Source organism: Chitinispirillales bacterium ANBcel5 (assembly GCA_029688955.1).
GTDB lineage: Bacteria > Fibrobacterota > Chitinivibrionia > Chitinivibrionales > Chitinispirillaceae > Cellulosispirillum > Cellulosispirillum alkaliphilum.
Genome location: JARUKZ010000002.1, coordinates 1 through 25824, shown reverse-complemented (window position 1 = coordinate 25824; position 25824 = coordinate 1). Strand labels below are relative to the sequence as shown.

The 25824-nt window shown below is 41.9% G+C and carries 16 protein-coding genes and 1 tRNA gene; 7 read left to right on the top strand and 10 right to left on the bottom strand.

Going from position 1 to position 25824, the window contains the following annotated elements:
• Positions 1–551 precede the first annotated feature (551 nt).
• Positions 552–1643 (top strand): hypothetical protein, encoded by a 1092-nt coding sequence (locus tag QA601_01195; GenBank protein MDG5813682.1) that lies wholly within the window; start codon positions 552–554, stop codon positions 1641–1643.
• Between the two features lie 586 nt (positions 1644–2229).
• Here the strand turns inward: QA601_01195 and QA601_01190 are convergent.
• The 6 genes from QA601_01190 to QA601_01165 form a co-directional block, all read right to left on the bottom strand.
• Positions 2230–2412, bottom strand: coding sequence for a hypothetical protein (locus QA601_01190; GenBank protein ID MDG5813681.1), 183 nt, complete (start codon positions 2410–2412; stop codon positions 2230–2232).
• A gap of 157 nt (positions 2413–2569) precedes the next feature.
• On the bottom strand, positions 2570–4348 hold the full coding sequence (locus QA601_01185) for an ATP-binding protein (protein ID MDG5813680.1): 1779 nt from the start codon (positions 4346–4348) through the stop codon (positions 2570–2572).
• Positions 4339–5043, bottom strand: a complete 705-nt coding sequence (locus QA601_01180; GenBank protein MDG5813679.1) for a response regulator transcription factor — start codon at positions 5041–5043, stop codon at positions 4339–4341. The genes QA601_01185 and QA601_01180 overlap by 10 nt, the downstream gene beginning before the upstream one ends.
• Positions 5044–5205: 162 nt before the next feature.
• Complete coding sequence (locus tag QA601_01175) at positions 5206–8145, bottom strand: transglycosylase domain-containing protein (GenBank protein MDG5813678.1); 2940 nt, start codon at positions 8143–8145, stop codon at positions 5206–5208.
• Positions 8146–8267: 122 nt separating this feature from the next.
• Positions 8268–8795: a hypothetical protein gene (locus QA601_01170; protein ID MDG5813677.1), complete on the bottom strand. Its 528-nt coding sequence runs from the start codon at positions 8793–8795 to the stop codon at positions 8268–8270.
• Entirely contained in the window at positions 8792–9862 is a 1071-nt protein-coding gene (locus QA601_01165; GenBank protein ID MDG5813676.1) for a glycosyltransferase family 4 protein, read from the bottom strand. The genes QA601_01170 and QA601_01165 overlap by 4 nt, the downstream gene beginning before the upstream one ends.
• 227 nt (positions 9863–10089) lie before the next feature.
• Here QA601_01165 and folP point away from each other — a divergent pair, with 227 nt between their 5' ends.
• From folP to rpmA, 6 genes are all read left to right on the top strand, one after another.
• Positions 10090–10902, top strand: coding sequence for a dihydropteroate synthase (gene folP / locus QA601_01160; protein ID MDG5813675.1), 813 nt, complete (start codon positions 10090–10092; stop codon positions 10900–10902).
• Between the two features lie 98 nt (positions 10903–11000).
• Positions 11001–12128, top strand: coding sequence for an SUMF1/EgtB/PvdO family nonheme iron enzyme (locus tag QA601_01155; protein ID MDG5813674.1), 1128 nt, complete (start codon positions 11001–11003; stop codon positions 12126–12128).
• A gap of 2 nt (positions 12129–12130) precedes the next feature.
• Complete coding sequence (locus QA601_01150; GenBank protein MDG5813673.1) at positions 12131–18280, top strand: hypothetical protein; 6150 nt, start codon at positions 12131–12133, stop codon at positions 18278–18280.
• A gap of 17 nt (positions 18281–18297) precedes the next feature.
• Positions 18298–19824: an Rne/Rng family ribonuclease gene (locus QA601_01145; GenBank protein ID MDG5813672.1), complete on the top strand. Its 1527-nt coding sequence runs from the start codon at positions 18298–18300 to the stop codon at positions 19822–19824.
• Between the two features lie 272 nt (positions 19825–20096).
• Positions 20097–20408, top strand: coding sequence for a 50S ribosomal protein L21 (rplU, locus tag QA601_01140; GenBank protein MDG5813671.1), 312 nt, complete (start codon positions 20097–20099; stop codon positions 20406–20408).
• Between the two features lie 42 nt (positions 20409–20450).
• Complete coding sequence (gene rpmA / locus QA601_01135) at positions 20451–20708, top strand: 50S ribosomal protein L27 (GenBank protein ID MDG5813670.1); 258 nt, start codon at positions 20451–20453, stop codon at positions 20706–20708.
• A 289-nt stretch (positions 20709–20997) separates the two neighbouring features.
• On the opposite strand, the gene QA601_01130 is transcribed toward rpmA, so the two are convergent.
• The 4 genes from QA601_01130 to QA601_01115 all read right to left on the bottom strand — a co-directional run bounded on the left by QA601_01130 (position 20998) and on the right by QA601_01115 (position 25528).
• Positions 20998–21888, bottom strand: a complete 891-nt coding sequence (locus QA601_01130) for a hypothetical protein (protein ID MDG5813669.1) — start codon at positions 21886–21888, stop codon at positions 20998–21000.
• 156 nt (positions 21889–22044) lie between these two features.
• Entirely contained in the window at positions 22045–23613 is a 1569-nt protein-coding gene (locus tag QA601_01125) for a DegQ family serine endoprotease (protein ID MDG5813668.1), read from the bottom strand.
• A 101-nt stretch (positions 23614–23714) separates the two neighbouring features.
• Complete coding sequence (locus QA601_01120) at positions 23715–25223, bottom strand: IMP dehydrogenase (protein MDG5813667.1); 1509 nt, start codon at positions 25221–25223, stop codon at positions 23715–23717.
• A gap of 231 nt (positions 25224–25454) precedes the next feature.
• Positions 25455–25528 (bottom strand) — tRNA-Arg (locus QA601_01115).
• Positions 25529–25824: the final 296 nt, after the last annotated feature.

Sequence of the window (25824 nt, the reverse complement as noted above, 5' to 3'; positions counted from 1 at the left end):
AGTAAGTTTTCAGGAACCGGGGTTGTTCACTCCATAAGCATTTAATCTGTTTTGCCTGTGTGCACAAACAACCTACAGGTATATTGAAAACATCTGTATCTTCCGTATTACCGGGAATTGTACCTGCCCTATTACCTCCTTTTATAATACAAAATCGATAAAAACTCTTTACGATGATAATATAGGAGCAGATTGTTACCAAACGGTTAGCAAAAGGATAAAGTTAGATTTGTTGTAAGGGATGAGAAGAAAGTATTACATCTGAGACCGGTATTAGAAATGAAAAGAAATGCTAATCATAATTTAACACAGAAATAACAATTGTCATCTACTTTAATTTCTATACTATTGAGACACTTATTTATAATGCCCTGAAGACAAAAAAATGTAGTAGACTAAAACTGTTTGAGGAAAGCATGCAAATACTAACTGATTACTAATAGTTCAATTATCAAACAATAATAATCGAAGGGTATATTTTTTGTGCAGTAAGATAGATAACAGATACAAAAATTCAGTTGTATCAATACATAACTTTTTAAGGAGGTTTTATGTTAAGGTTGGTAACAGGAGCAGCACTTGCAGGGATGTTTTTAGCTTCAAACGTAAGTGCACAACCCGAAGTGGAGTTTTCCGGATCCGCGCAGTACCGGGTCAGGGCTAATATTGATAGAGGAACAACTTCTGATGGCGCAGATAGACCTTCAGAATCCGACACGCACCACCAGTATGGGTGGAGTTTAGGAGTCGATGCCAAAGCAAATGATCAGGTAGGGTTGAGGTTTCAGATTGAGAATGTTGGGTTGAATAGTTTTTCCAGAAGAGTTGATGATAATGAAGGGCCTGCTTCAGGTTCAGATATACACAATCTTGTTGTAAGTCAGGCCTACTTATCATGGGAAACAACTATCTTTGGAGTCGAAGCAGGTATCGTCCCTGTGTCAGCAAACTCTGCATACGACGCAGGTTACCATGTAAGCAGGGGGAGTAGTCACTTCGATCGATCGGTTGCCTGGAATGAGATTGGTTCTGTGGCAGGTATCAACGTAGGGGTAAAAGCAGGGGATGCAGTTAAGATCAATCTCAACACTTCTACTAAAGGGAATACCGGGAGACTAATCCATGATAATGATGACCAGGTACTCGATGGATACAGAATCGGGCTCAATGCTCCTATTAGTGTGGGAACTATGACATTCACTCCAGCCGCATTTCTTGAGACAGGGATCTATAAGGAAGACACAGAAGGCAATGCAATTCCAGGTGAGAGCAACATGGCTTTGGCATTCGGACTCGACCTTCGTGCCCGTCCTACCGGAAAAGTAGACCTCCGTGGTGGTTTTGGATACGGAATGCTTGAAGTTGAGGATCAGACTGACCGCAACACAATCTACTTTCAGCTACATCCCCGTTTCTCACTACCCGGTGGAAGGCTTGTTACAGCCTACAGTCTTGGTATTGCACAGGATGAATTAACAGAAGTATCTTTTATGCGTCACTATGTTGATATTAACTATACACATAATATCAATAGTCATCTCTCCATAAGACCTCGAGTACGTACATACATAAGCAGTAATGATTTTGATGACGATCAGCGCACAAGAATCAGGCCTGAGTTGATTTTTGCAGCACGATTCTAAATGTTTGTTAAAAGTGTGGTTTGTGAAAGGGAGATAGCAATATCTCCTTTTTTGTTTTTTTGCTATCTATATGAATGGTTTTTAGAAATCAGCAGTTTATACCATCTGTATATTTTCCTAAAATGAATGTAAATGGTATACTTTTCTCATTTCACATAACACCTTTTTTTCATTGGATGTGAACTTTATTGAAATGTTTAACCATTAAGAATGGTGCTAATCTGATTTCATTTAGGAACGTTAGAAAAAAGAATGTTGTAGCTGCTTCTTTTGGCACCCTATTATTGCTGATTGAATGAAGGGTAGGGACATTTTTATGGATCATACTAATTTTTTTGGTCCCGTAGGGAACGGATATTTATAGAGAGAAATAGAACCAAACATAATCATCGCCCGGAAGGACGAAATATCTCATTGCTCATCACGTAACGTTATGACCATTGTGTCCCTACGGGACATGGATACCTTCATAAGTTATAATTTTCAATAATAGGTCTTAACCAGTTAAAAAAGACTTTTTTCTTTCATGTAATGTCCTATACAACTAAGGGATCTCTAACGACATCTGCTTCTCTGAAAACATATCCTACTGCTGATGATATTTATCCTCAAGCTGTAATAACTGTATACAGTCATTAATACTGCACTCGTTTTCAGTATGCAATGTATCAGTTTCTTTCAAGGAAAAAAACAGGATTGCAGCAACAATGAATGAAAGGTATAGTATTACTATAACAAAAGGTTTTGAGAAATACTTAAACGGTACCATATAACATCCTTTCCTGTTTTTTTTGCTCATACTGATCTGAAAGATTCCTATTACAAAAAATAGGCAAGGAGTGTTAGGTTACTTGGTGTAAGATGTTAAAATTGTGTTAGAAAAAGAGATACAAAGAGGATTATAAGGGGAGGTTTGAAGGAAAATTTTAGCATGGTAAGATTATTGTAAAACAAGTGCCCCGACCGTAATCACTCTTAACACTAATAGTTCCTTTATGCGCCAGAACAATGTGCCTTACGATCGATAGACCTAATCCGGTCCCACCGAGCTTACGACTTCTTGCTTTATCCACTCTGTAGAAGCGTTCGAAAATTCTGGGTAGATGGAGTTTTTCTATTCCGTAACCCTGATCCTGTACAGATATAATTGCTTTATTAACATCACTTGAGATGCTAATGTCAACAGTAGTATTATCATCGCTGTATTTGATAGCATTATCGATTAAATTAACAAGTGCTTGCTCAAGCATAAACGGATCAATGTTTGCCTTAATGTTATGTGAACCAAGCATGTTTATTTTGATATCCTTTGCGGATGCTTTTGATTGGCATACGTCTACTGCTTGAATGCAGACCGGTTCAAGAGGGAGAACTTTAAGATTAATATCTTCCATTTCTATATCTTTTTCCAGTTTAGAGAGATCAAGAAGGTCTCCAATTATTGAATCCAGTCGTGAAACATGTCTGCTTATAATGTTTAAAAACCGTTCTGTATCGTGAGGATTATTCTTTGCTCCGGCTAAAATGGTCTCAACAAAACCTTTAATGGAGGTAAGAGGGGTTCGAAGTTCATGAGACACATTGGCCACAAGGTCCTTACGCATTTGCTCAAGCTTCTTTAAACGGGTTATGTCGTTTAATACCACAAGAATACCGCATGGAGAATTTGAGGAATTCAGAAGAAGTGTACCATGCACCTGAAGAACACATTCTGTGCCATCTGGTTGCAAAAGCCTTAGTTCTTCCTCTGTAGGCTTTAGTGTGCTCAAAAGATTTTTTATGAGTTTATGTAGTTCACTGTTGCGAATGGATTCCTGAACAAATTTACCTCTTGCAGCCTCTATATCCAAACCGATAATGGTTTCAGCAGGTTTATTTATCTTTATGATCTTCTGATCCAACCCTATGGCCAGTACTCCTTCTCTCATACTGTTGAGTATCGTTTCCTGTTCATTACGCTGGGTGGAAATCGTTTCGAGCCGTTCCTTAAGTTGCATGGCCATATGGTTCATTGATCGGGCAAGCATTTCAAATTCAAGGGCACCAGATCCAGAAAGCTTATGGTCTAAATTTCCTTTGGCAAAAAATTGTGCACCAGTTTGCAAATGCTTTATTCTGTTGCTCAGGTATCTGCTTAGGGCTAATGATACAAGAGCCGTCACCAGAATCAGCAACAGCAGCATAAGCGCAATTTTTTCGTTTACCCTGGAAAGACTCTTACGGATAAAGTCTATGGAAACAGATGCGCGAATAAATCCTATCAATTTTCCATTTTCATCATGTAAGGCTTTTGCTGAATACTGCATATCTCTGTTTACCGATATACTGTATCGGCTGGTAGTACCAGTTTCACCTGCAAGAGCCTGAAGAATTTCTGGTCTGTTCAGGTGGTTATCCATGACCTGTGGCTTTTTATCTGTGTCTGCTATAACCGTTCCATCCGGAAGTATAACAGAAAATCGCATTCGTGCAGACTCTCCGTATCGTTTTGCCAGAGAATCAGCAAGTGAATAATTATTCTCCTTAATTGCCTTTTTGAAATTATCCTGAACAAGAGATATTCTTTCAGTTATTTTCGTCTCTGTTTGCTGGAAATGAAAGCGTTCAATAACACTTGTGATGAAGATCACTATGATCACCAGAGCTACTATGGTAAGAAGACTGTAAGAAGGAAACAGTTGCCAAAAAATAGGTTTTAGTCGCACACCTGTACCTGTTCCTTAAAACGGTATCCTACACCTCGTACCGTTTCGATCAGTGTTCCAAATTTACCCAGCTTTTTTCTTAAGCCTACGATTATTACATCTACACTTCTGTCGGTAACAGGATAGTTTTCCCCTTTGATAGCTTCAACAATCTGAAACCTGGAAAAAACCCATTCTGGTTTACTTGCAAGGTGATGTAAAACTGCAAATTCAGTATAGGTCAGATCTATTTTTTTGTTATCAAGCAAAACTTCATGTCTGCCCGGATGTATTACCAGTTTATCTAAAGCTATAACAGAAGAACTATCTGTGTTTTCCCTATTTTTTCTCCGTAAAATATTTTTAATTCGGGCAAGCAAAACCCGTGGACTGAATGGTTTAATAATATAATCATCAGCACCAAGTTCAAGACCAGTTACAATATCTGCGTTTTCACCTTTAGCTGTGAGCATTATAATAGGGATGTTTGTTTGAACTGCTTTAGTTCTGATCGATCTGCATACTTCAAAACCATCGATTCCCGGTAACATGAGATCCAATAAAACAAGGTTCGGTTGTTCTCTTTTGATCTTTTCAAGACCTTCTTCGCCTGAAACCGCAGCCACAACATCATAACCCTCTCGTGCGAGGTTATAAGATACCAGCTCAATGATATCCTCATCATCCTCAATAATCAGTATTTTTTTACTAGTCACTTGTGATTACCCTAAGTACCCTATGCATTTGTGTTAAGAAGCTTTTTCTATAAGATACACCAAAGCAGTTAAGAATATAACAGATTTGTGTTAGGATTTTGTTAGGGGTGCAACAGGTAGCTTTGGCCTGGTTGTCTGCCAGGCCAAAGTTCAATGTTATGGTTAACCAGGGAGGCCATTAGTTCGTTCTTCAACAATTTCTCTCTCAAGCTCCTCTTCATCGTACCCGGTATCTACCGGAACTGTAACTGGTTGCTGTTCACAATTTTTTTCCGCTTCAGGGGTTACACTTCGGATATACGACTCATACTGTGAATAGAAACCATTTGGGGCTCTGATACCAGCTTCTCTTAGTAGGCCTATAGTAAGAAACTTGTGCAGCGATTTTCCATCTCTGGCTCCGGTGTACTCCATATTTCCCTCGCCAATGGAAGCTACCGTCAGGTCTCTGATATCTTCGGGGCCTTCTGCTCCTGAAAATTTTGACAGATCAACCCGCACCACTGCATTCCAAAGCCCGTAATTGGTGCGCTTATCACTCGATGCATCCACGTTAAAGGGGCGGATCACTTCATCCGTTGTTCCGCTTTTGGCAAAATTAGACAAAGATTCATCTATGTAAAACGCGTCTTCATGAAAACTTTCGGAGTTGTAGACCGGATCGTTTAAATCCGGAGTATAGGCTATATCGTATGCAGTAAGTCCGTCTCCGGGATGGGAAACCAGTCTTTTGTGAAGTCCAAGTAACGTGGGGCGAATACTGTTTATATCTGACAATGGACGAAATCGTCTGATAGTATCATTGATTGCCACGGGATTTCCATTGAGTGTTATCGATTCAAGAACAAGTGAAGGTTGCTCCGCGGGGTTTTCGATAAGCTCATTGTTGTATAGCATGTTGAATACATGCATCTGTTCATAAAGGGACATTTCAAGTGTCCCCAGCGCAACCGAGTAGAGACTGTCTGAAATAGGTACTCTTCGTTGACCAGAGCGCATCGAATCGACTTCGGCCCCAATAATCCGGGATATCTCCTTATATACCCTCACCCCTGTTACATAATCCATATTGAGCTCATCGGTGATACGGGAATATGCCCCAAGGCGGTACAGAAGATTTACCAGTGGAAACGCCTGAGCGGGAATTTCACCATTGTCACTGATTCGCTGATTGAGTCGGTAGATCGTTTCCACTCCTAAAATGTTATTTGAGGTGTTTAGAAGATCAAAAACATACTGACAGCCCGCAAAACGTCTTCCATAGTTGTGTACACGGTAGCCTCTGCCCCTTACTGCTGTCTGGTCAAAGATCACACCTATTGGTCTACCGCCACTGTAGTTTATCTCTCTGCTCCACGGTACATCTTCCTTAACAGGTTCAGTATCGGTCCATCGACTGTAGGGCCGAAAGATGCCTAGATCATAATTAAGGGCATTCAGTATGGGCTTTGCGGTAGCAGAGCCGTTGGGGACTCTGTTTCGCAGCAGTCCTATCAGCCGTGAACCAAGGCGGTCTCGTGAGTAGTAAGCCAGAAGTTTACCGGTTCTTGAATCCATGATCGAATAGGCGTAGTACTGTCCATCGACTGTTTGTGGCATTCGGGTGTAGTAAAAAATACTACGTCTGTATTCCTGATTGTCCAGTTCTCTATAGCGGATGTTTTTAATGAGTGTATCACCAGGCTCCAAAGTGGTGATATAAGAGGAGCCGGGTTCAGAGAGATCCCTTTGTTCAGTAAGCACCTGGATTGATCTTACGGTATCTCTGGGGGGGGAATGTAGCGTAACATTTTCACCAAAACTTCCAATTCTGACCTCATTATGGATTGTTGTATCGGGGCCATAACCTCTGGCATCCACAAGCTCTTCAAGTTTTCTCTGAAGTGGCAGATCGATACTGAGCTTAAGAGTAAGATTACCCTTGCGGCGTACAAGTGAGTTGGGATCGATTAAATCCATCTGTGCAATCTGCTCTTCACTGGAACCATTCTGCCTGAGAGTTTTAAGCCAGAATTCATTGGCCAGGTCAACGAGGGGGCCATGATCGCCTCTTACCCGTTGAGGGCGAGTAAAGGTAAGGTTCTCAATCTCCTCAAGCACCTCTTCTCTTTTCTCTTCACTCCACCCCAGCGCATCACCCATTCTGGGCATATCTATTCTGCACTGTTCAATTATTCTTGGTCTGACATTGCGTCCCCATTTCACCATACGCGCAAGATAAATACACTCTGCGTCACTAAGCTCATGAAGTTCCTTACCAAAAAGTCCGTTTGCAATATCCTTGTAGCCTATAAGGCCATAATCGCTTGTTACACTGTGATTCATGTAAACCTCAAGGATCTCTTCTGCGCTGTAAAGCTTGCGCAACGCAACTGCAAGCCGTAACTCCCGAACCTTTCTGTCCACAGTGGTGCTTACTTCCCGACGTCCTACTTCATCGAGCCTTGAGATAAAAAGCTTTGCAACCTGTTGAGTGATGGTAGAGGTGCCTCGTGGTATAGCGCGTCGGAAGTTTAATGCGGAACGCTTTGCAGCCATAATTGCTGCCCGTGCAAAACTGTCGAATTCAAAGCCCAGGTCGTTTTCCCAGAAATTTTGGTCTTCGGCTGCAATAAGTGCGGTGATAAGAGTTTGAGGGAATTCATCAATCCTTGCCCGCTGATGATTCGTTTTGATGGTGGTCAGCGGGTGATCGTTGCGATCGGTAATTAAAATGGTGTTTGAATACTCTCGTATTTCGCGCAAAAGCTTTACCACAGAAAGGGAGGGGTAATCAGAGAGGATAATTCCATCAACAACTTCAGCTTCCTCTTCTTCAACACTATCTATGCCCTGAATTATTCTTTGAGCTTCAAGCTCCATTGCTTTGTCCATCAACACATCCTGCCACCCTGCACCATATTCTGTTGAGAGCAGCCCTCGTTTTTCAAGATCAACAAGCCTATCTCCCCAGTGCTCAAAATAACGGTTGAAAGCAAACCGTGCAGCCATGTATCCGGGAACAGTGGCTACTAAAGCCAAACCTGAAAGCACAATTATCAGGATTAAAAGACGCTTTGGTAAGGAGCGTTTCTTCTTTTCCTTTTTCTCTTTATCAGCCATAGTGGTAATAACTCCCTGTAGGATAAAATCTTTTCTGGTCAATAGTAAAATACATAACGGCTGTGGCGGAATGGCTCAATTGTGAACAGAATTTCGAATAGTATTATTCTTTATTGCTGATCTTAGTCATTCTCAATCACCGTTAAATTTCCAAACACCACATTTGCCCTGATTGTCCTGAATGGTTCATCGGCACTGTAGGCGGGGTTTAGGTAGGTATAATCACCAAAACTGATTGTGTTACCATCCGGAAGGGAAGTGGAAGCAAAAACGGCTGATACCTTTATCCTGGTGGGTATGTCTTTGGAGATTTTTAGTACACTGGAGCCAAAAACAGTGTTTGTTTCGATATTGTCGCCCCCCCTGGGCAATGGCTGTGTGGCATCGATCTGTGCTCTGCTGAAAATAACATTATATTCCCCCTCTTTAGCCCCGATAGTTCTGTCTTCAAACAGTGCGGTTCTCTGATCACCCCTGATCCACGCTCCGCCAACAAGCACCCTAATGCCCAGGTAGATAAGAATAAGGGCAAAAACAATTCTAAACAGTGGTATCTGAATATTGAATACCACCCGGATAATTATCGACAAACCTATGAGGATAAGAATTATCCCCCAAAATAACCCTGAAAACAGAAATCCCATTTTCACACCACCTCTCCTTTTCCTCGTTGCATTGAAACAGCATCTTTTTCTAAAATTACAGCATCTTTTTCTAAAATTATAGTATATGCTTCAGCATATTGTTCTGCCATTTTTTTAACAGAGAAGCGTTGTTCTGCCCGGTTTCTGCAGTTTACCCTGTTAATGGAGATGCACTGATCGATATATCTGGCCGCCTCCTCTGTTGTTTGGGCCAGAAAACCCGTTTTACCGTGTTCAATAAGCTCCGGCATGCTTCCCCGGTTAAATGCCACGGTGGGGGTGCCGCATGCCATGGCTTCAACCACCGATAATCCAAAGGGCTCATTAAAATTAATGGGATGCAGAAGCGCCAGTGCTTCCCCGAGGAGTTGATCTCGTTCAGCGGGGCCTACACTTCCTGCATAGTGAACATTCTTATTGTCGATATAAGGTGCCACACAGGTTTTAAAGTACTCCTGATCCTGAATAGGTCCTGCCATCACAAGCTCCATTGATGCTCTTTGAGCGATCTTTATGGCTTCCAGTGCGCCTTTATCATGGTGCATTCGACCAAAGAAGATCAGATATTTCCCCCGCTCTTTTCTGAACGTGAATCTATCAATATCTATGCCGTGATAGATTGTTTTCAGGTAGTTTAGCTGCTCTGAGCGATCTGAATCACTGATAGATACATAATTGCCCGATGTGTTATATCTTTTATAAACTGCAAGGATTTTTGGTGATGAAAACCCATGAATCGTCGTCAGGAGAGGAGTTTTGGTCAATTTAGAGTAACATAGTGGCAGGAAATCAAAATGGTTGTGAATTAAATCAAACTCCTCTGCGCTTTCGAAGCAGTTTGCTATATGAAGGCTTTCGCAAACCTTTGCATCACTATGGGGGTCCTCTTCATAGCCGCTTTTTACAACAGAGCGCAGGCGGGCTGAAGTAAGGGAGTCCTGAGTGGCAAAAAGGGTGACATCTAAGCCCATTTTCACCAATTGTTCGGTTAAAAGAGAGGTAACCAGTTCCCAGGGGCCATAATGGCGGGGTGGTGTTCTCCATGCAACAGGTGCAAGCATAGCTATTTTCATCTTAATTCTCCGGGGCACAAGTGGATAGTTACGTACTGAGAGAATTAGTAGTGAATTGGAAGTGAATGTAGAAAAGATAAATACTTAGGGTGGAAAACAGCAAAGAAAAATGTTAGTATTTGGTGATAAAAGAAATTAATTACCCCGTTGATTTTTATTGAAGAGCATCTGAATATATTTTTCTACAAAAAAAAGCAGCAATAAACCTTTTTCCTCTTCGCATTTCTATGAGTACTCTGGACAGCAAACAATTTCTTATAATGGGGATAGTGAATGTAACCCCCGATTCATTCTATGATGGTGGAAGATATAGTCAAATTGATGCCGCAGTAGCGCATGGTTTGCGCCTTGCACAAGAGGGTGCGGACATTTTAGATATAGGGGGGGCATCCTCAAGACCGGGCGCATCAATTGTTGATCCTGAGGAGGAATGCAGCAGAGTTGTCCCGGTTATAGAAAAACTGGCAAGAGACTTTAAGGGACCCATAAGTGTTGATACAACCTGGTCTTTGACTGCCAGAGCAGCTCTTAAGGCTGGGGCCAGCTGGGTTAATGATATCAGTGCAGCGAGATTTGATCCTCAAATTGCAAACGTAGTTGCTGAGCTGGGGGCTACGGTGGTGCTTATGCACAGCCGCAAAACACCGCAGACTATGCAACATGCTCCTTCTTATGACGATGTGATCAAAGAGGTGAGCGGGGAACTTCTTGAGGCGGTGAGTAAGTTCAGAGCAGCTGGGGTGGGTCGGGAGCGAATTATTTTGGACCCGGGGATTGGTTTCGCAAAAACGTTTGACCATAATATTGCGCTTCTTCGCGGGCTTGAGCGCTTAAAGGAACTGGGGTTTCCACTGCTTGTTGGAACCTCGAGGAAAGCGTTTATTGGGAAAATCACCGAGCGGGAAACTGAGCAAAGACTGTGGGGATCGCTGGGGAGTGTAGCAAGTGCATACACCAGAGGTGCTCGTATATTCAGAGTGCACGATGTTAAGGAAACGTTGGATTTCCTTAAAGTCTTCTCCACCATAGAAAATGTGTAACTTCGGTCTGAGTTTAAATCTAAAAATGTTAGAAACGTGAGAATGTAGTGCACAACGGGTCTAAAAAAAATAATCGGTATACAAAGAGAGCCGTTCTTGTGGTGCTTCTTATTGCCCTCTTTGTTATCACATTGTATCTTTATTTGAACTTGCGCCCTCAAATAAGTGAACCACCGCTCGACTATGATTATACCCAAATTGAGCCAGTGGATAGTATCTACGAAAGTATTGATGATACTGTGGTGGTTGAAAAAGAAGAGACTGAGGAGATAGAGGAACAACAGGAGGCAAAAGAGCAGGCTGATCAGTTACCACCTAAAGAAAAACATACAGAAACGATAAGCGACAGGGATAGTGTGGAAACGAGCTGTGAAGATACCACCAAAACGCCTGTGGACAGTTCTGTTGTGGAGCAAGAAAAGGTCGATCCCTGTGAAAGTGATACGGTAGTACTCATGGTTCACCCTGAACCATCGGGTGGAATACACTATGGCAGTGTTTCTGTAACGCTGGTGGCCAATAAACCCAGTACCGTGAAATGGCGCCTTGCAGAAGAGGGCTCTGAGTGGAATGTTTATGATGGCTCAGAGATAATTATTGATGAAAGCAGAACCCTTGTTTATAAAGCAGAGGATGAATGTGGGGAACTGTTTGCCCAGAGAAGAGAGTTTTATGAGATTAAACCAGAGTATTATCTTACACTTTGCCCGTCTGATATGATTTATGTAACTGATGGGGAAAAAGAGTTTTGTATAGATCGCTATGCATGGCCAAACAGGGAAGGGGTGTATCCCGTCTCCTTTGTTTCCTATTATGAGGCAATGGATTCCTGTTACTCTGCCGGAAAACGTTTGCCCACCAAAGAGGAGTGGAGCTTAGCATGCAGTGGTCCTCATCAATGGGCTTATCCCTATGGAGAGCGTTACCAAAGCGGCTTGTGCCCAACAGAAGAAACCAGAAAGCGGACTTCAGGTTCATTTTCTCAGTGCAGAGGATATTTTGGCACCTATGATATGTCCGGTGGCTTAGCAGAGTGGACATCAACACGATCAACTGAAAACAGAAGATTTTTTTACGTCATGGGTGGTTTTTGGGAAAGTGCGAACCAGAGTAATTGTTTTGACCCCCGCTATAGTTACTTTCCTCAAAACAGACATAATCCTGTTGGTTTTAGATGCGTTCAGGATGTAAAAAAAAATGATAGCAAAAAAGGGAGTAGAAGATAGTCGTGGGAAAAACGATTTTTGCGCTTTTATGCTGTATTATCGCCTTTAGTCAGGCTGCTTTTGCACAGGGATTGGTCTTTGAATTGCCGAAAATTGAGGGGTTTCATCCCCTGGATTATCAAGACCTCACCAGCCCCCTAAACTCTAAATCCCCGCGAATTTTAGATTTAAATACCACACTTTTCTCTGACACTGCGATCATAAACTTCGAAAATAGACAAATCACTTTTATGCGCAAGGATGAGCTTGGGTTTGCTGTTTGGGCATATCATTACAGTGAATTAAACGACTATCTCCTTTCACGTAACAATTACCTTTTAAGAAACAACTGGCACGAAGGGGTACTCGAAAAACTTAAAGAGGGCGAAGAAGAGGAAGATGACAGAAGGTCGCGCCTTGAACTGGCTCTTCCGGTACACTACCCTTCCTGGGCTCAGCGTCTCATTGGAACTGAACCACCACGTCTGTCGGTTAGTGGGTCCTTAACTATGGGGATAGAGTATGATCGAACTACAGTGAGAACAGGTGAGTTAGAAAACACTGGTCCTGGCTTCAATTTTACCAGTGATCATCACTTTAGTATAACCGGTAGTATTGGCAGATTGATAAGTATAAATATCAGCGCCAGTGATGATGATGGTTTTGGATTGGATAATCCGCTTCAAAATTTTAAAATCGAATATACAGAGAACACTCCCGGGGAACTTGAGGATGAAATTATTCAGGAGGTCGTGGTTGGGTATACTGGGTTTGATATGCCTGGTACCAGTCTTTCGGGGTACTCTGAAAGGCATGAGGGATTATTTGGGATAAAGATGAGAGGTAAGCTTGGACCTCTTATGCTTACCACGATTCTCAGTCATGCTCAGGGAGAAAGTGAAAGGCTTACAGCCGAAAGGCAAACGGGTGTAGAAGTATTCAGAGAGGATGATTTTGTAAAGAATCGCTTCTTCTTCCTTGATACTCTCTACAAACGATATTGGAATCAGAAATATTATTATGACGATGAAACAAGTCCGCCCAGAGTTGATGCAGTACAGATTTTAAAAAGAATGACTTCCTTTGACAGGGCTGAGGTTGATAGAGCTTCAGACCGTACCTGGGTAAGAGGGAGAGCCGGTTCGCCAGATATCGCTGAATTCGAAGTGCTAATAGAAGATAGGGACTATTTTCTTAATCGGGAAGAAGGGTGGATTCGTTTCAAAGAGAAACAATACATCAGCGATAACGATCTGATCGCTTTTACTTTGAGAACTGATGATGGAAGTTTAAATAAAGGTCAGTTCGCTGACACCCAGGATGGTGACGACTCCCGGGTATATGATTTTGAAGTTCTTAAGCCAGATAATATGCGCGACAGAGCTTCAAATGATCCGACCTATCATCTTATGTGGCGTAATGTATATCGAATATCCAGTTCCAGGGATCGCTCAAATTTCAGGCTTAATTTCCAGTATGTACCGTATGGTACCAACGATACATCTTCAAGTGTTTCTGGTAAATTTATTGGGGATATACTTGGGGTAACTGAAAATAACAGTCCTAAGCATGATAATCCCGACATTTTTGATTGGGATAATGGCTACCTTATAATTCCACCTTTTGACAGCACGTTTCATGGTAATGAACCCTTTTCTAATCCTGCTCTTGGTGAATTGGCTGATACTACAATTTATCGTTACGGTCATAATTCACCGGAATTCAGAGAGTATAATCCCTTGTTTGTCATAAGGACTTCAGGAACTACCGTTGGTACCAGTTTTAATTTAGGTTGGGGAGTGATGCGTGGTACGGTGAGAGTCACCGCAGGAGGGGAGGTATTTGAGGAAAATGTTGACTACGTAGTTAACTATGACATGGGAACTTTGGATCTTGTCTCTCCCCGGGCTCAATCGAGGGCAGAGGATGTAGAAATAGAGTATCAGCGTGAGTCGTTGTTTGTTCCTGAGAGACAATGGTTTTTTGGTACCAGAGGAGAGCTGCAACTTCCTTTCTTTAGTGACAGATCCTTTGCTGCAATGAACTTTCTTTACCAGGGGACCAATTCAAATCAAACACCCTATTTAGGAAACGAACCTCATGGTAAAATGTTGCTTAACTTTAATACCAGACTAGATTTTGAGCCCCAATGGATGACGGGTTTGGTTAACGCGCTACCGCTAATCAATACTACAGCAAAGTCTTCTGCTCTTTTTGATTTCGAAGTGGCGTTTAGTAATATGAATCCAAACAGAAGAGGGAGCGCATATGTTGATGACTTCGAAAGAGTGCGGCAGAGTTATGCTCTTTCCTTAAGTCACAGATCATGGCATATGGCAAGCTTTCCCTTTGATGGCGAAGATATACTCGAAAGGCCGCCGGCCTGGGATTTTTATTGGTTTACACCAATATCTTATGATTCCAAGCACAGAATACCAAGACATCACGTGTGGAGCAATGTTCAAACTACCAGGGTAGAGTATGAAAATGTGCTGCGTTTGCATACAACACCAGGACATCCCGTCGATTCTTTGACCGATCGTTTTGCCAACTCTTATGCTTCTATTATGACCCCGTTTCATAGCAATGCAATGAACCTTGAAAAGGCCGACTATTTGGAAGTACTTCTTCAGCCTGACACAAATCTTGCCACCGGAAGAGGTAAGCTGACTATTCAAATCGGTCAAATGAAAGAGGATCAGGTGCGCCATGGTGGACCTCCCAATCAGAAGGCGGACGCAGAGGATCCGCTTCGTAGAGGTGAAATCAGATCAGAGTTGGACCTTGGTTTGGATGGTTTGCCTGATTCGCTTGAGTATTATCTTATTCCCAATGCTAATGCCAGTGCTTGGGATACATTATGGTATGGAGATTCTTTATTGCTTTACCCGGATGATCCATCCGGTGATAACTATAGAGAATACAATAGCTCAAGCAACGCAGGGGATTACAGGTTTGTAAATGGTACTGAGCGTAATAGCAGAATGGACAGCGAAGATATCCTTAACAATGGACAGGTTCGCATTTTTCAGGACGAATGGTACTATAGCTATACTATTGACCTTGATCTTGATGATCTTCCCTTTATAGATACTTCCGCAGCACTGGTTACAGAAAAGGGGTGGAGACTTTACAGAATACCCATAAAAGAGGTGCTTGATGGAGTACGGGATAGTGTAGGGGACCCATCATGGCGTGATGTTGATATGGTGCGTTTAGTGTGGCATGATTTCAATGAGTACAATCTTACCACAGAGCATCAGCTGGTGATTGCAAATATGGAGTTTGTTGGCAATGAGTGGGAAGTGGTTCCCAATGTCCTTCCCGATTCGGGCGAAGTATTTAAAATTGAAGCATCTTCAATCAGTAATCACGAAAATGAGGATTTTAGAAGAAGCCTTAATCGCGATTTGCCTTTCCGGCCAGATTCAACAAGAGATCACGGACTTGAACTGGAGCAAGCCCTGAGACTGAATTTTCATGATCTGGAGGTAGGGGACACAGCTTTGGTCAGAAGAAATTTAAGCCGTATGTCTCAGGATATCTCTCCTTACGATTCCCTTACTTTCTATATTCATGGTGATGAAAACGCGCCGTACAATGAAGATGTAAAATTTGTTTTCCGCTTTGGACACAATGACTCTACCTTCTATGAGTATCGCACAGTAATAAACAGTAGCTGGGATGATAATTACAACGCGATTAGTCTTAATGATTTTTCCGATCTAAAACTTACAGTGGACTTTGATAATCAGCCCATAGATATAACAAGTGAAGACGGGTCAATGAGAATTGTTGCTCCACCCAACATGCGTCCAAATTTCGCCAATATTACCTATATGGCGTTAGGTGTTTACAAGGAAGGAGTAGGTGTCACTCCCCGGTCCGGAGAAGTTTGGGTTAATGATATGAGAGTAGTGGGGGCCAGAAAACTTCGGGGCTGGGCCTCAAGGGCAAGTGTACGAACTCAGTGGTCTGATTTCATGAATTTCTCTGCAAGCATGGATTACAACGATGCAGACTTCAGGCGAATGGTGGATAATGACATTACCGCTCAGAACAGCAGGCTTTCGGGTAACTTCAGTGTGGGAGCGAATCTTGACAAGTTTATGCCTGATAACTGGGGGATTTCATTACCCGTAGGAGCCTCTGTTAGTGGTACTATAACCCGACCGCAACAAGCCCCGGGTTCCGATATTTCCCTTATGGGAGAGAACAACAGGCCCGATGTTCTCAGAGATATGGGAGCCGATGCGTTGAATATGATTTTTGGCCGTGACCTGTTTAAAAGCGACACTTCACTGGCTCAGCTTTTTGAATCACAAAATGTTAGTCGCAGTGCATATGCAACTTTTGAGAAAAGGACTACCTCTGATAACCTTTTTGTTAATATGACACTTGATAGAATCAGAGCCGAAGTACGCTACAATGAGAACGCTTCCATGACAGGCCGGGGACTCCATCCTCATCCGGATACCCTTAATTATGTGACTTTGGATTCTACCACTACCTACTCGGGAAGACTGAATTATGATCTCAGCCCCGGAAACAATCTCTCATGGACACCGTTTAGAAATTCGGACTTACCCTGGCTCCCCGATGAGGTAAAACGGTATGAGATTAATCTTTTGCCCCGCACAATTAATTTTGATCTGGCAGAAGTTAGCTACAGAAAAGAGCGAAATATCAGAACCGATGCGGAACCGGTTTTTGCTCCACCTACAAGCTACACTTTTGGTCTCAATCACGGGATGCGAGTTGAATATTCCCCCATAAGACCGCTGTTGAACTTAAATTATTCTTTGAACATTCAAAGAGATCTTTCTGAAAGTGGCGGCTTTTCCAGGGATGAAATGTGGGGAGTAATGAGGAACAATATCTTTAGTCTCAACGATAACTGGGACCCAAGATATATGATTTTACATGGTGAAAGAAGAAGAACTCAGAGCGCTGGCATAAGATTTGAGCCACGTATCTTCAATTGGCTTACACATAATTTCAACTACAGCGGAAACTATGAAAGTAACCTTAGAAGTTCAACCGGAGCGGCAGCAAGAGACCGTTTTGATGCTACAGTAAATACAAGTTTTGAAGTCAGAACCTCTCTTCGGCTCAATACTCTCTTTAATGAGCTTGGCTCCAGAGCTGTAATTGGAGATTTTTTCAGTTTGATTGGTGATGGTTTTCAAAACATCGAATTGCGCTCTGTAGATTTTGATTATATAACCAGTACAGAGCTAAGAAATTTTAATCTTGACTCTGAATTCCTTGAAACCGCCAATGTCAGTGGGTTAGATTTTTTTAAATACCAAATTGGGGTTAAGGGGCGCTCATTAAGCGATATATTCAATGCTCATATGGATGACTACTATGCCTTAGGCGGTATGAATTTTTGGAGTCGCCATGGCGAGAGCGATTATTCAAGGAATTACAGGCTCGGAACAAGAAGACGCTCTTTTTCAACCAGGTTCTCAATTCCTGAGCCTTTCAGGGTCAATTTCACTAACGTAAGCTTTGGATGGAGTGAAGAATTCAGAGTTCAACCTGATACTGCAAGGGTAGATACATCCTACATTGAACCTGAGATTCGTATCAGTGCAAATTCACCCCTTCTTATGGATATAGGATATTTGGATGATGTGTTTCAGAGATTGAATCTTTCTTCTACGCTTAATTTCACGAAAAGCAGGAATGTAAATTCCTTGTCGACAGTAAGAGAGTCTAAGACCACGGTCTTCGATTGGGGACCTCTGATAGGGATTGATGGCACCTTACGCAGGTGGCCTGTTAATTTCAACTTCAGGCGCACTTTAAATAAAAAGAAGGAGTCAACACGTGAAATTATACGTTCCGGTAATAACTTTACTCTAAGTTATGAGATTACACAATCAAGTGCTATTGATGATATAACACTGTTTAACCGAACTATTCCTGTGCGTGGCAGAACGAATATAGGGTTGAATATAACCACAACTAATGAGGAAGAAATTCTGGAGGATGCTGAAGATCAGGATCCAATAAACAGATCTGAGCTCAGAATACAGCCCAATATATCATACACATTTACAGATAACATTACCGGAAGAATGGAATTCCAACACTATAAAAATAAAAGAGGTGATGAAGAAAGAACGAGTAATACTTTTGCTTTGCTCGTAACTATCAGATTATAAAAGAAAAGATATGACTTATGACGAAAAAGATACTTTTTAATGCAAGTCCAACTGAAAAAAGGGCTGCATTGCTTGAGAATGACAAGTTAGTTGAAGTAGTGGTAGAGCGGCCGGATCACTTTCGTCTGGTTGGAAATATTTATAGAGGCAGAGTAGAGTCTATCCTTCCCGGTATCCAGGCAGCATTCATAGATATCGGTCTTGAAAGGTGTGCATTCCTGCACGCCTCGGATGTGGACCCGTCACTGCTTCTGGAAGCCGATGATACACTTATGGAGCGCTACACTGGTCATGGGGCTTCAAAAAGGGGCAAAGTACCCAAAATCCCCATAGAAAAAGTGTTAACCGTTGGTCAGGAAATCCTGGTGCAGGTTCAAAAAGAGCCTATCGGCAGCAAAGGTGCTAAAATAACAACTCAGATTAGTCTGGCAGGACGCTTCCTGGTTCTTGTCCCTGATACCGATTTCATCGGTGTTTCCAAGAAAACCCATGATACTCAAAAAAGGTCTCGGTTAAAAAGGCTGATCTCTCAGATTAAGCCCAAAGGGGTAGGGTTTATTGTCCGTACGATAGGACTAAAAGTTTCCGAATCGGAGTTCATAAAGGAAATACATCTCCTGCTTGATGCCTGGCGCAAAACGCAGGAAGAGGCGCTGAGTGGAACCGGCCCAAAACTTATTTACCATGAGCTTGGGATTACTACCAGAGTAATAAGGGATCTTTTCTCTGAAGATGTACAACAAGTTTATGCAGATGAAGAAGAGGATTATAACGAAATAATTAGTTACCTTGCAGCACTTTCTCCTGCTCTAAGAGAGAAGGTCATTTTATACAAAGATGCGGTACCTCTCTTCGATAAGTTTGACATAGAAAAAGAGCTGGAGAGGCTTTTAAAACGAAAGGTTTGGCTAAAGAGTGGTGGCTATATCCTGATTGATCGTACTGAGGCGCTGGTTGCAATAGATGTGAATACCGGGAGAAATGTAGGGAAAAGCAATCTTGAAGAAACCATATTCAAAACCAATTATGATGCAGTTGGGGAGATATGCCGCCAGCTTCGACTTAGGGATATCGGTGGTTTGATTGTCGTTGATTTTATAGATATGCAAAACCCGGAAAACAGGAAAAAAATTGAAAATGAAGTTAGAAAAGCCCTTGACGCTGATCCTACAGCAACTTCCTGCACCGGTCTTTCGAAATTTTGTTTAATCGAAATTACAAGAAAACGTGTGAGACCTGAATTGCAGGAGTTTTTCTCTGACGTTTGTCACGCCTGTGGTGGATTGGGTTGGGTGTTTTCGCCAGAAACGGTAACAGCCCGTATCGATCGCACATTACGAAGAACGCAGCAAAAACCTTCGGTACTTACTCTTTCGGTGCATCCTGCTGTTAGTGCATATCTGAAAAAAGATGAGGGAGCGGTGAAAAAAATGCTCGAAAATGAGCATGATTGCCAAATAAAGGTCATAGAGGATGAGCAGCTTGATCAGGATGAATACAGCTTTGAAGAGATTGAAGGGGGCAATTCAGTTACAAGCGAATAAAACCATCTGAATGTAGTTGCAAAGCCCCTTTGGGGTGGTTTTGTATTCAAAAACACTACTAAATAGTGATATTCTTGCTTGTTTTTTTTCTGTGCATCTAATTATATTTAATGGCTGTTAAGATTGTAAAATTATAGTTGGTCTTTTTGTAATATCGGGAAGAACTATTATTCTCTCCCCTATATTTGTTCAGGGCTGGGTCCTTAAAATACAGGTCCAATGAGGCCGAAAACCGCATGTAAGCGGTTGATGATGTTAAAAGAGGAGATTTCATGTATTCCATTATTGAACAGGGCGGTGCCCAATTTAAAGTTAGCTCCGGAATGAAAATCCGCGTTCCATTTTTTGATGCAGAAGCGGGTACCGAATTTACTATCGATCGCGTCTTACTTGCTGCTAATGGTGATGATGTAAAAATCGGAAATCCGGTCGTTGAAGGGGCTTCTGTAAAAGCAAAAGTCCTTGAGCAGGAAAAGGGTGATAAGGTACTGGTTGTTAAAAAGAAGCGTCGGAAAGATTATAAGCGTGTTAATGGACATCGCCAGCTCTATACCAAAGTTGAGATTATCTCTATAGATGTATAACCCCTTGCTGATCGATGTAGTTTTGATTTAAGGAGAAAAGATATGGCACATAAAAAAGGTGTTGGTAGTTCCAGAAATGGAAGAGACAGTAATCCAAAGATGTTAGGTGTAAAACGCTTTGGTGGTGAACAAGTTAGTGCTGGAACCATTATCATTCGTCAGAGAGGAACCGTGGTTCACCCTGGAGTGAATGTTGGTAAGGGTTCTGATGATACTTTATTTGCTAAAATTGATGGAACTGTGCAGTTTAGAAGATTCAAAGAAAATAAGAAGAGAGTAGATATAGTACCAGTAGCATAATTAATAGTAAATGGATTAATAGTATAAGGAGGAGTAACCGTACTGGTTGTTTCTCCTTATTTATTTGGTAAGGAAATGAAGTTACCCTAATGGTACTAATGTATAACAAACAGATGTGATGCGAGCAAGAGATAGTACTGTAATTTATATGCAGTGTGGTTTTTCAATAGGTAAAGTAGGGTAGTAGGGTTCAGAGGTAGCAAAACGCTGAAGTATAACTATGAAAAAGGCAACTATACAAAATAGTTGCCTTAAAACTTAACATAACTAAATACGTTTTATTTAAATCTTATAATCTTCTGATTCTGGTAAAATCATCTTCAAGATCTTCCCAGAGGATGAAACGGTCCTGGCTGCCATCGGTTATTGTTGAATCATAGGTTGGAGCAGGTTCGCTCTTCCACACCGGTTCCCCGTCTACATTATGAATACGTTCAAAGTCTTGTTTTATGGATGCAAAACGCGAAATGAACAGGAATATAGTATCACCAGCCAGCTCGTAGGTACCTTCAGATTCAAATTTCCAGTCTTCTTTGAGGTATGGTCCGCTCTGGCCTTTTTTCTGTTCCACTAATTTAGCACGTCCATCTCTGAAGAAAGAGAAAAATTTCTCCTCAAGAGCATTAACCTCCCGGTGTTGTCTGCTTGTTGTTCTTTGCTGAGAGCGCCAAACCCCAGGGACACGTGAGCTTAATTCAGAAGCTCTTTCTTCGTCCTCTTTTAGCTGTGGCAAACTTTCCTTTAATTCAACAGCAACATTATTAGCCTGCAGTAGCCATTCAATGTTTATAAAAGAATCGATGATAGCAATGGTACTGTCGATTTTACGAACCTGCATACCACTGAGTTCTTCGCGTGCTTCATTAACTTTTTCCAGATTGGAATTAATGGTGGGCATGAGTGTTGCGATTTGCTCATCATACAGATTTTGTGCTTTTTCGATATGGTACAGGGCTGAATCATAGGCCTGTTTAGCGTCTCTACTGTTTCCGGTACGACTTGATTCACGTGCCTGATAGAGAAAAACTGTAGGTCTGGACAGCTCGTCTTCGGGCACACCTCTCGACTTAAGATCCTCAAGATGCGCTTCAGCTTCTGTAATAGCCTCATCGCTTACACCGCAACCAACCACCAGTAGCAGTGAAAAGAATGGTAATATCATCGCCAACCTTTTAAACATGAATTCCTCCTGAAGAGTTAAAGATAGTTTATATTATGGAAGATACGTTCTTAGTTGAGGATGAGTCAAGAGAAATGCATTGTATCAGAACATAAAATAACCCTGAATCCTGCACAAGGACCCAGGGTATGTTTTGAGAGAAAATTATGGCTTTTATTATCGTAATCGAAATGCCCTGAAAAATGTATTCCCATCCCGCTGGATCAGAAGTAACAAGGGGTCACTTTTTTGCAGCTGGTTTGCTATTTTTTCAACGTCATCCACAGACTGTACCGGGTTTCGATTCACTTCTATTATTATATCGTTTTCACGTATGCCTTCTCTTGCTGCTCTGCCGTTTGGAGCTACACCCTGCACGATTACACCATTGGTGTTGCGGGGCAGATCAAGTTCCCGGCGGATATCTCTGGTGATATTGCCAAGACTCAAACCAAGAGTCTTTTCAATTCCGGAAGAATGCTCGTTCTCTTCTGAGCTGCTTCTTTGTGCGCGTGTGGTTTGCTCATCACGCTCAGTAATCCGTACGTTCAGAGTTTTAGTCTTGTTATCTCTGAGTATCTCAACTGGGACTTCCTGGCCGGGGCGGATATTTGCAATAGCATTTCTGAGTTGATTAGGTTCGGTAACAGCTCTTTGGTTTACACTTACAATGATATCACCTCGTTTTATACCAGCTTTATCGGCTGGCTGATCATCAAAAACATCACCAATCAATACACCTCTGGTACCTTCTGCTATTCCAAACGCCTCACGTGTGGACTGATCAAGCTCCTGGATCATTACACCAAGCCAGCCTCTGGTTACCCGGCCTTCATAAATCAGATCTTCCATAACTCTGCGTGCCATATTGATTGGTATGGCAAACCCAATACCCATGTTTCCACCGGAGCGAGTGTAGATCATAGTGTTTATACCTATCAATTCACCCCTGATATTCACAAGTGCTCCACCGGAGTTACCTGGATTTATTGCTGCATCAGTTTGTATAAAGTTTTGGTAGGTGTTGCCGCTTCCACCCGGTGTTGTTCTTCCGGTTGCAGAAACGATACCCATTGTTACCGAGGAGGTTAGGCTAAACGGATTACCTATAGCTATAGCCCAATCACCGGGGCGAAGCTGTTCTGAGTCTCCAAGATAAGCTACCGGAAGCCCTTCTACACTATCTTCGATTTTTAAAACTGCAACATCAGTTAAAGAGTCGGAACCAACTATTTGGGCATCATAACTTCTGCCGTCTGAGGTCTTAATTTCAATTTCATCAGCCCCCGCTATTACATGGAAGTTGGTGAGAATGTACCCGTCATCGGATACTATAACACCGGAGCCAAGCCCTTGTCTTCTGTGCTCTCTTCTTTCTACCGGAGGCGGAGAACGTCTTTGGCGGGGACGTCCGAAGAATTCCTCAAAAGGGTTTCCAGAGAAGGGGTCGCCAAAAAACTGATAAAAAGGATTATTGGAGAAAACTACTGTATCAATTTTGGTTGGAATAACTGAAACAACAGTCGGAACTACTTCTTCTGCAACATCTGCCACTACATTAGCAAAACCCTCCATTGCGGGAGCGGTTTCGATATTGGGCTGTTTTTGGGCTCCAAATTGGATTGATCCCCGCTCTGGTTTGTTATTTTCTGCAAAGAGAAATGAGTTGTGCAGAAAAAATGCACCCAGAGCAATTGATAAAAGAATCGATACTGAGACGACAGGTCTACGAAGAATTTTGGCCATAATTTTACCTCCTACGTTAAGAGTTTGCTTGCAATCGTGAATACGAATGTTTGAATAAAAAATTGCAAGTTAAGGAGGAAAATAAACCTCCTTAGTAACCCTTACACTTCATGAGGAATATCTTTATCCAGTGAAACAACATTAGAAGTACCACCTTCCACAAAAGATTGTTCAGAGATTCTTGTAAGAACTGAGTTCTCTGAAAACTCTTTTAAGGTAAGTGAGCCCATATTGCACATGGTTGATCTGATCTTAGAAACCGTTACCCCAAGAACTTCTTTTACCGACCCCACCACAGGAACATATGCATCTACACCTTCTTCAAATTTCAGTCCACTTTCAGACTCACTGTACCGCTGCCAGTTTCGGGCTCGGTTTGAACCTTCACCCCAATAGGGTTTGTAAATTCTACCACCAATTGATACCCGTGGAGTAGGGCTTTCATCTGTCATAGCAAAATACCTGCCCATCATTACAAAATCAGCTCCCATTGCAAGGGCGATAATTATCTGAGTGTCATTTGCCAATCCTCCATCGGAACAGACGGGTACATAAGTACCGCTTTCTTTGAAATAGCGATCACGTTCCGCTGTTACATCAAAGAGTGCCGATGCCTGCCCCCGACCAATGCCTTTCTGCTCCCGGGTAATGCAAATTGAACCACCACCAATTCCTACTTTTACAAAATCCAGTTGCGCTTCCTCTGCAAGAAATCTAAAAGCCTCCGCATCAATAATATTACCACCGCCGATTACTATCTTATCACCATACTCTTTTCTGGTCCACAATGCTGCATCTTTCTGGAATTCACTATACCCGTCGGATGAATCGAAGCATACTACATCTACACCAGCTTCCACCAGGGCCGGAATGCGATCCTTGTAATCATGGGTGTTTACACCTGCTCCTACAACCAAACGTTTTTGGTGATCAAGTAGTTCGTCTGGATTGTTCATATGATCGAAATAATCTTTTCTGAAAACCAATGAGTGGAGGTTTTCGTCTTTATCAAGAATAGGAAGGCACTCTTTTTTGTGTTTCCTCAAGAGTCGGTTGGCTTCATGGAGGGTAATGCCCAGTGTCCCATAGACCACGTTTTCTTTGTTTGTCATAAACTCAGATACCGGTGCATCAAGATCGTCTTCAAATTCCCAGTAATCTTTGTCCGTAAGAATGCCGAGAAACTTTCCATTCTTTGAGCCGTCCTGAGTGACTGGCATGGTAGAATGGCCATTTTTTTGCCGCAATGTGAGCGCATCTCTTAGTGTACTGTCTGCTTTGAGATTTGAATCTGAAGGAACAAACCCTGCTTTGTGGGATTTTACCTTCCTTATCATTGCAGCCTGGTTTTCTACACTTTGTGAGCAAAATATAAAGCCTATACCACCTCGGCGTGCAAGAGCTATTGCCATATCGGGACCGGAAACCGCCTGCATACTTGAACTCACAAACGGAATGTTTAGTGAAAGTGATGGTGTTTCATCCTTCTTATATCTTGAAATAGCGGCCTGAAGGCAAACATTCTGAGGCACATTGTTTTGGCGGGTTAGACGGGGTAAAAGAAGATACTCTGAAAAGGTCCGTGAGACTTCATCAATAATCCTGGCCATTGAATCCTCGCTTTTTTTATTCTAAAAAGTTTATATACTACAATTGAAATGTATTGAAAGTAGGAATACACCTATGAGATTACAAGTATTGTTGCTAATACTCAAGTTAAAGTTAAACAATAGATTACTATAATTTTACTGTTTAGATGGGCTTGTGGACCAAAAACAAAAATTTATAAAAAAACCTGTTTCGTAGATCTGATTACGAAACAGGTATAAGTGTATGTTTAATACCCCCAAGTGGATTCGAACCACTGGCACCAGGTTTAGGAAACCTGTGCTCTATCCTACTGAGCTATGGGGGCATGAATTTTTCTACTGTAATAAGTAATAAAATAAACTATTCTTGATTACGCTGCAACTACACATAATTAAAATTTGCATTTTTTATACCTGTTTGGTTCCTCAAAACTGTTTTTGGGTGTGTTTTTTGCTGCTTTGATTGGATTGGATTAAATTTTTTTCATGATAAGACGTAGTGTCTCTTGCCTCAAAAACAGTCTTTTTTGAAAAAAAAAGCAGAAAAAGGTAAAAAACATTTGACATCGAATTCCAATTGTGGTATTTTCGATACGCCTCTGAAAAAGGGGGCTGAAAAAAA

What these genes read in the sequence shown, in the direction of transcription:
- QA601_01195 (MDG5813682.1), top strand. Translation starts at nt 552, where the DNA reads ATGTTAAGGTTGGTAACAGGAGCAGCACTTGCAGGGATGTTTTTAGCT.
- QA601_01190 (MDG5813681.1), bottom strand. Translation starts at nt 2,412, where the DNA reads ATGGTACCGTTTAAGTATTTCTCAAAACCTTTTGTTATAGTAATACTA.
- QA601_01175 (MDG5813678.1), bottom strand. Translation starts at nt 8,145, where the DNA reads ATGGCTGATAAAGAGAAAAAGGAAAAGAAGAAACGCTCCTTACCAAAG.
- QA601_01165 (MDG5813676.1), bottom strand. Translation starts at nt 9,862, where the DNA reads ATGAAAATAGCTATGCTTGCACCTGTTGCATGGAGAACACCACCCCGC.
- folP (MDG5813675.1), top strand. Translation starts at nt 10,090, where the DNA reads ATGAGTACTCTGGACAGCAAACAATTTCTTATAATGGGGATAGTGAAT.
- QA601_01145 (MDG5813672.1), top strand. Translation starts at nt 18,298, where the DNA reads ATGACGAAAAAGATACTTTTTAATGCAAGTCCAACTGAAAAAAGGGCT.
- rplU (MDG5813671.1), top strand. Translation starts at nt 20,097, where the DNA reads ATGTATTCCATTATTGAACAGGGCGGTGCCCAATTTAAAGTTAGCTCC.
- rpmA (MDG5813670.1), top strand. Translation starts at nt 20,451, where the DNA reads ATGGCACATAAAAAAGGTGTTGGTAGTTCCAGAAATGGAAGAGACAGT.
- QA601_01130 (MDG5813669.1), bottom strand. Translation starts at nt 21,888, where the DNA reads ATGTTTAAAAGGTTGGCGATGATATTACCATTCTTTTCACTGCTACTG.
- QA601_01125 (MDG5813668.1), bottom strand. Translation starts at nt 23,613, where the DNA reads ATGGCCAAAATTCTTCGTAGACCTGTCGTCTCAGTATCGATTCTTTTA.
- QA601_01120 (MDG5813667.1), bottom strand. Translation starts at nt 25,223, where the DNA reads ATGGCCAGGATTATTGATGAAGTCTCACGGACCTTTTCAGAGTATCTT.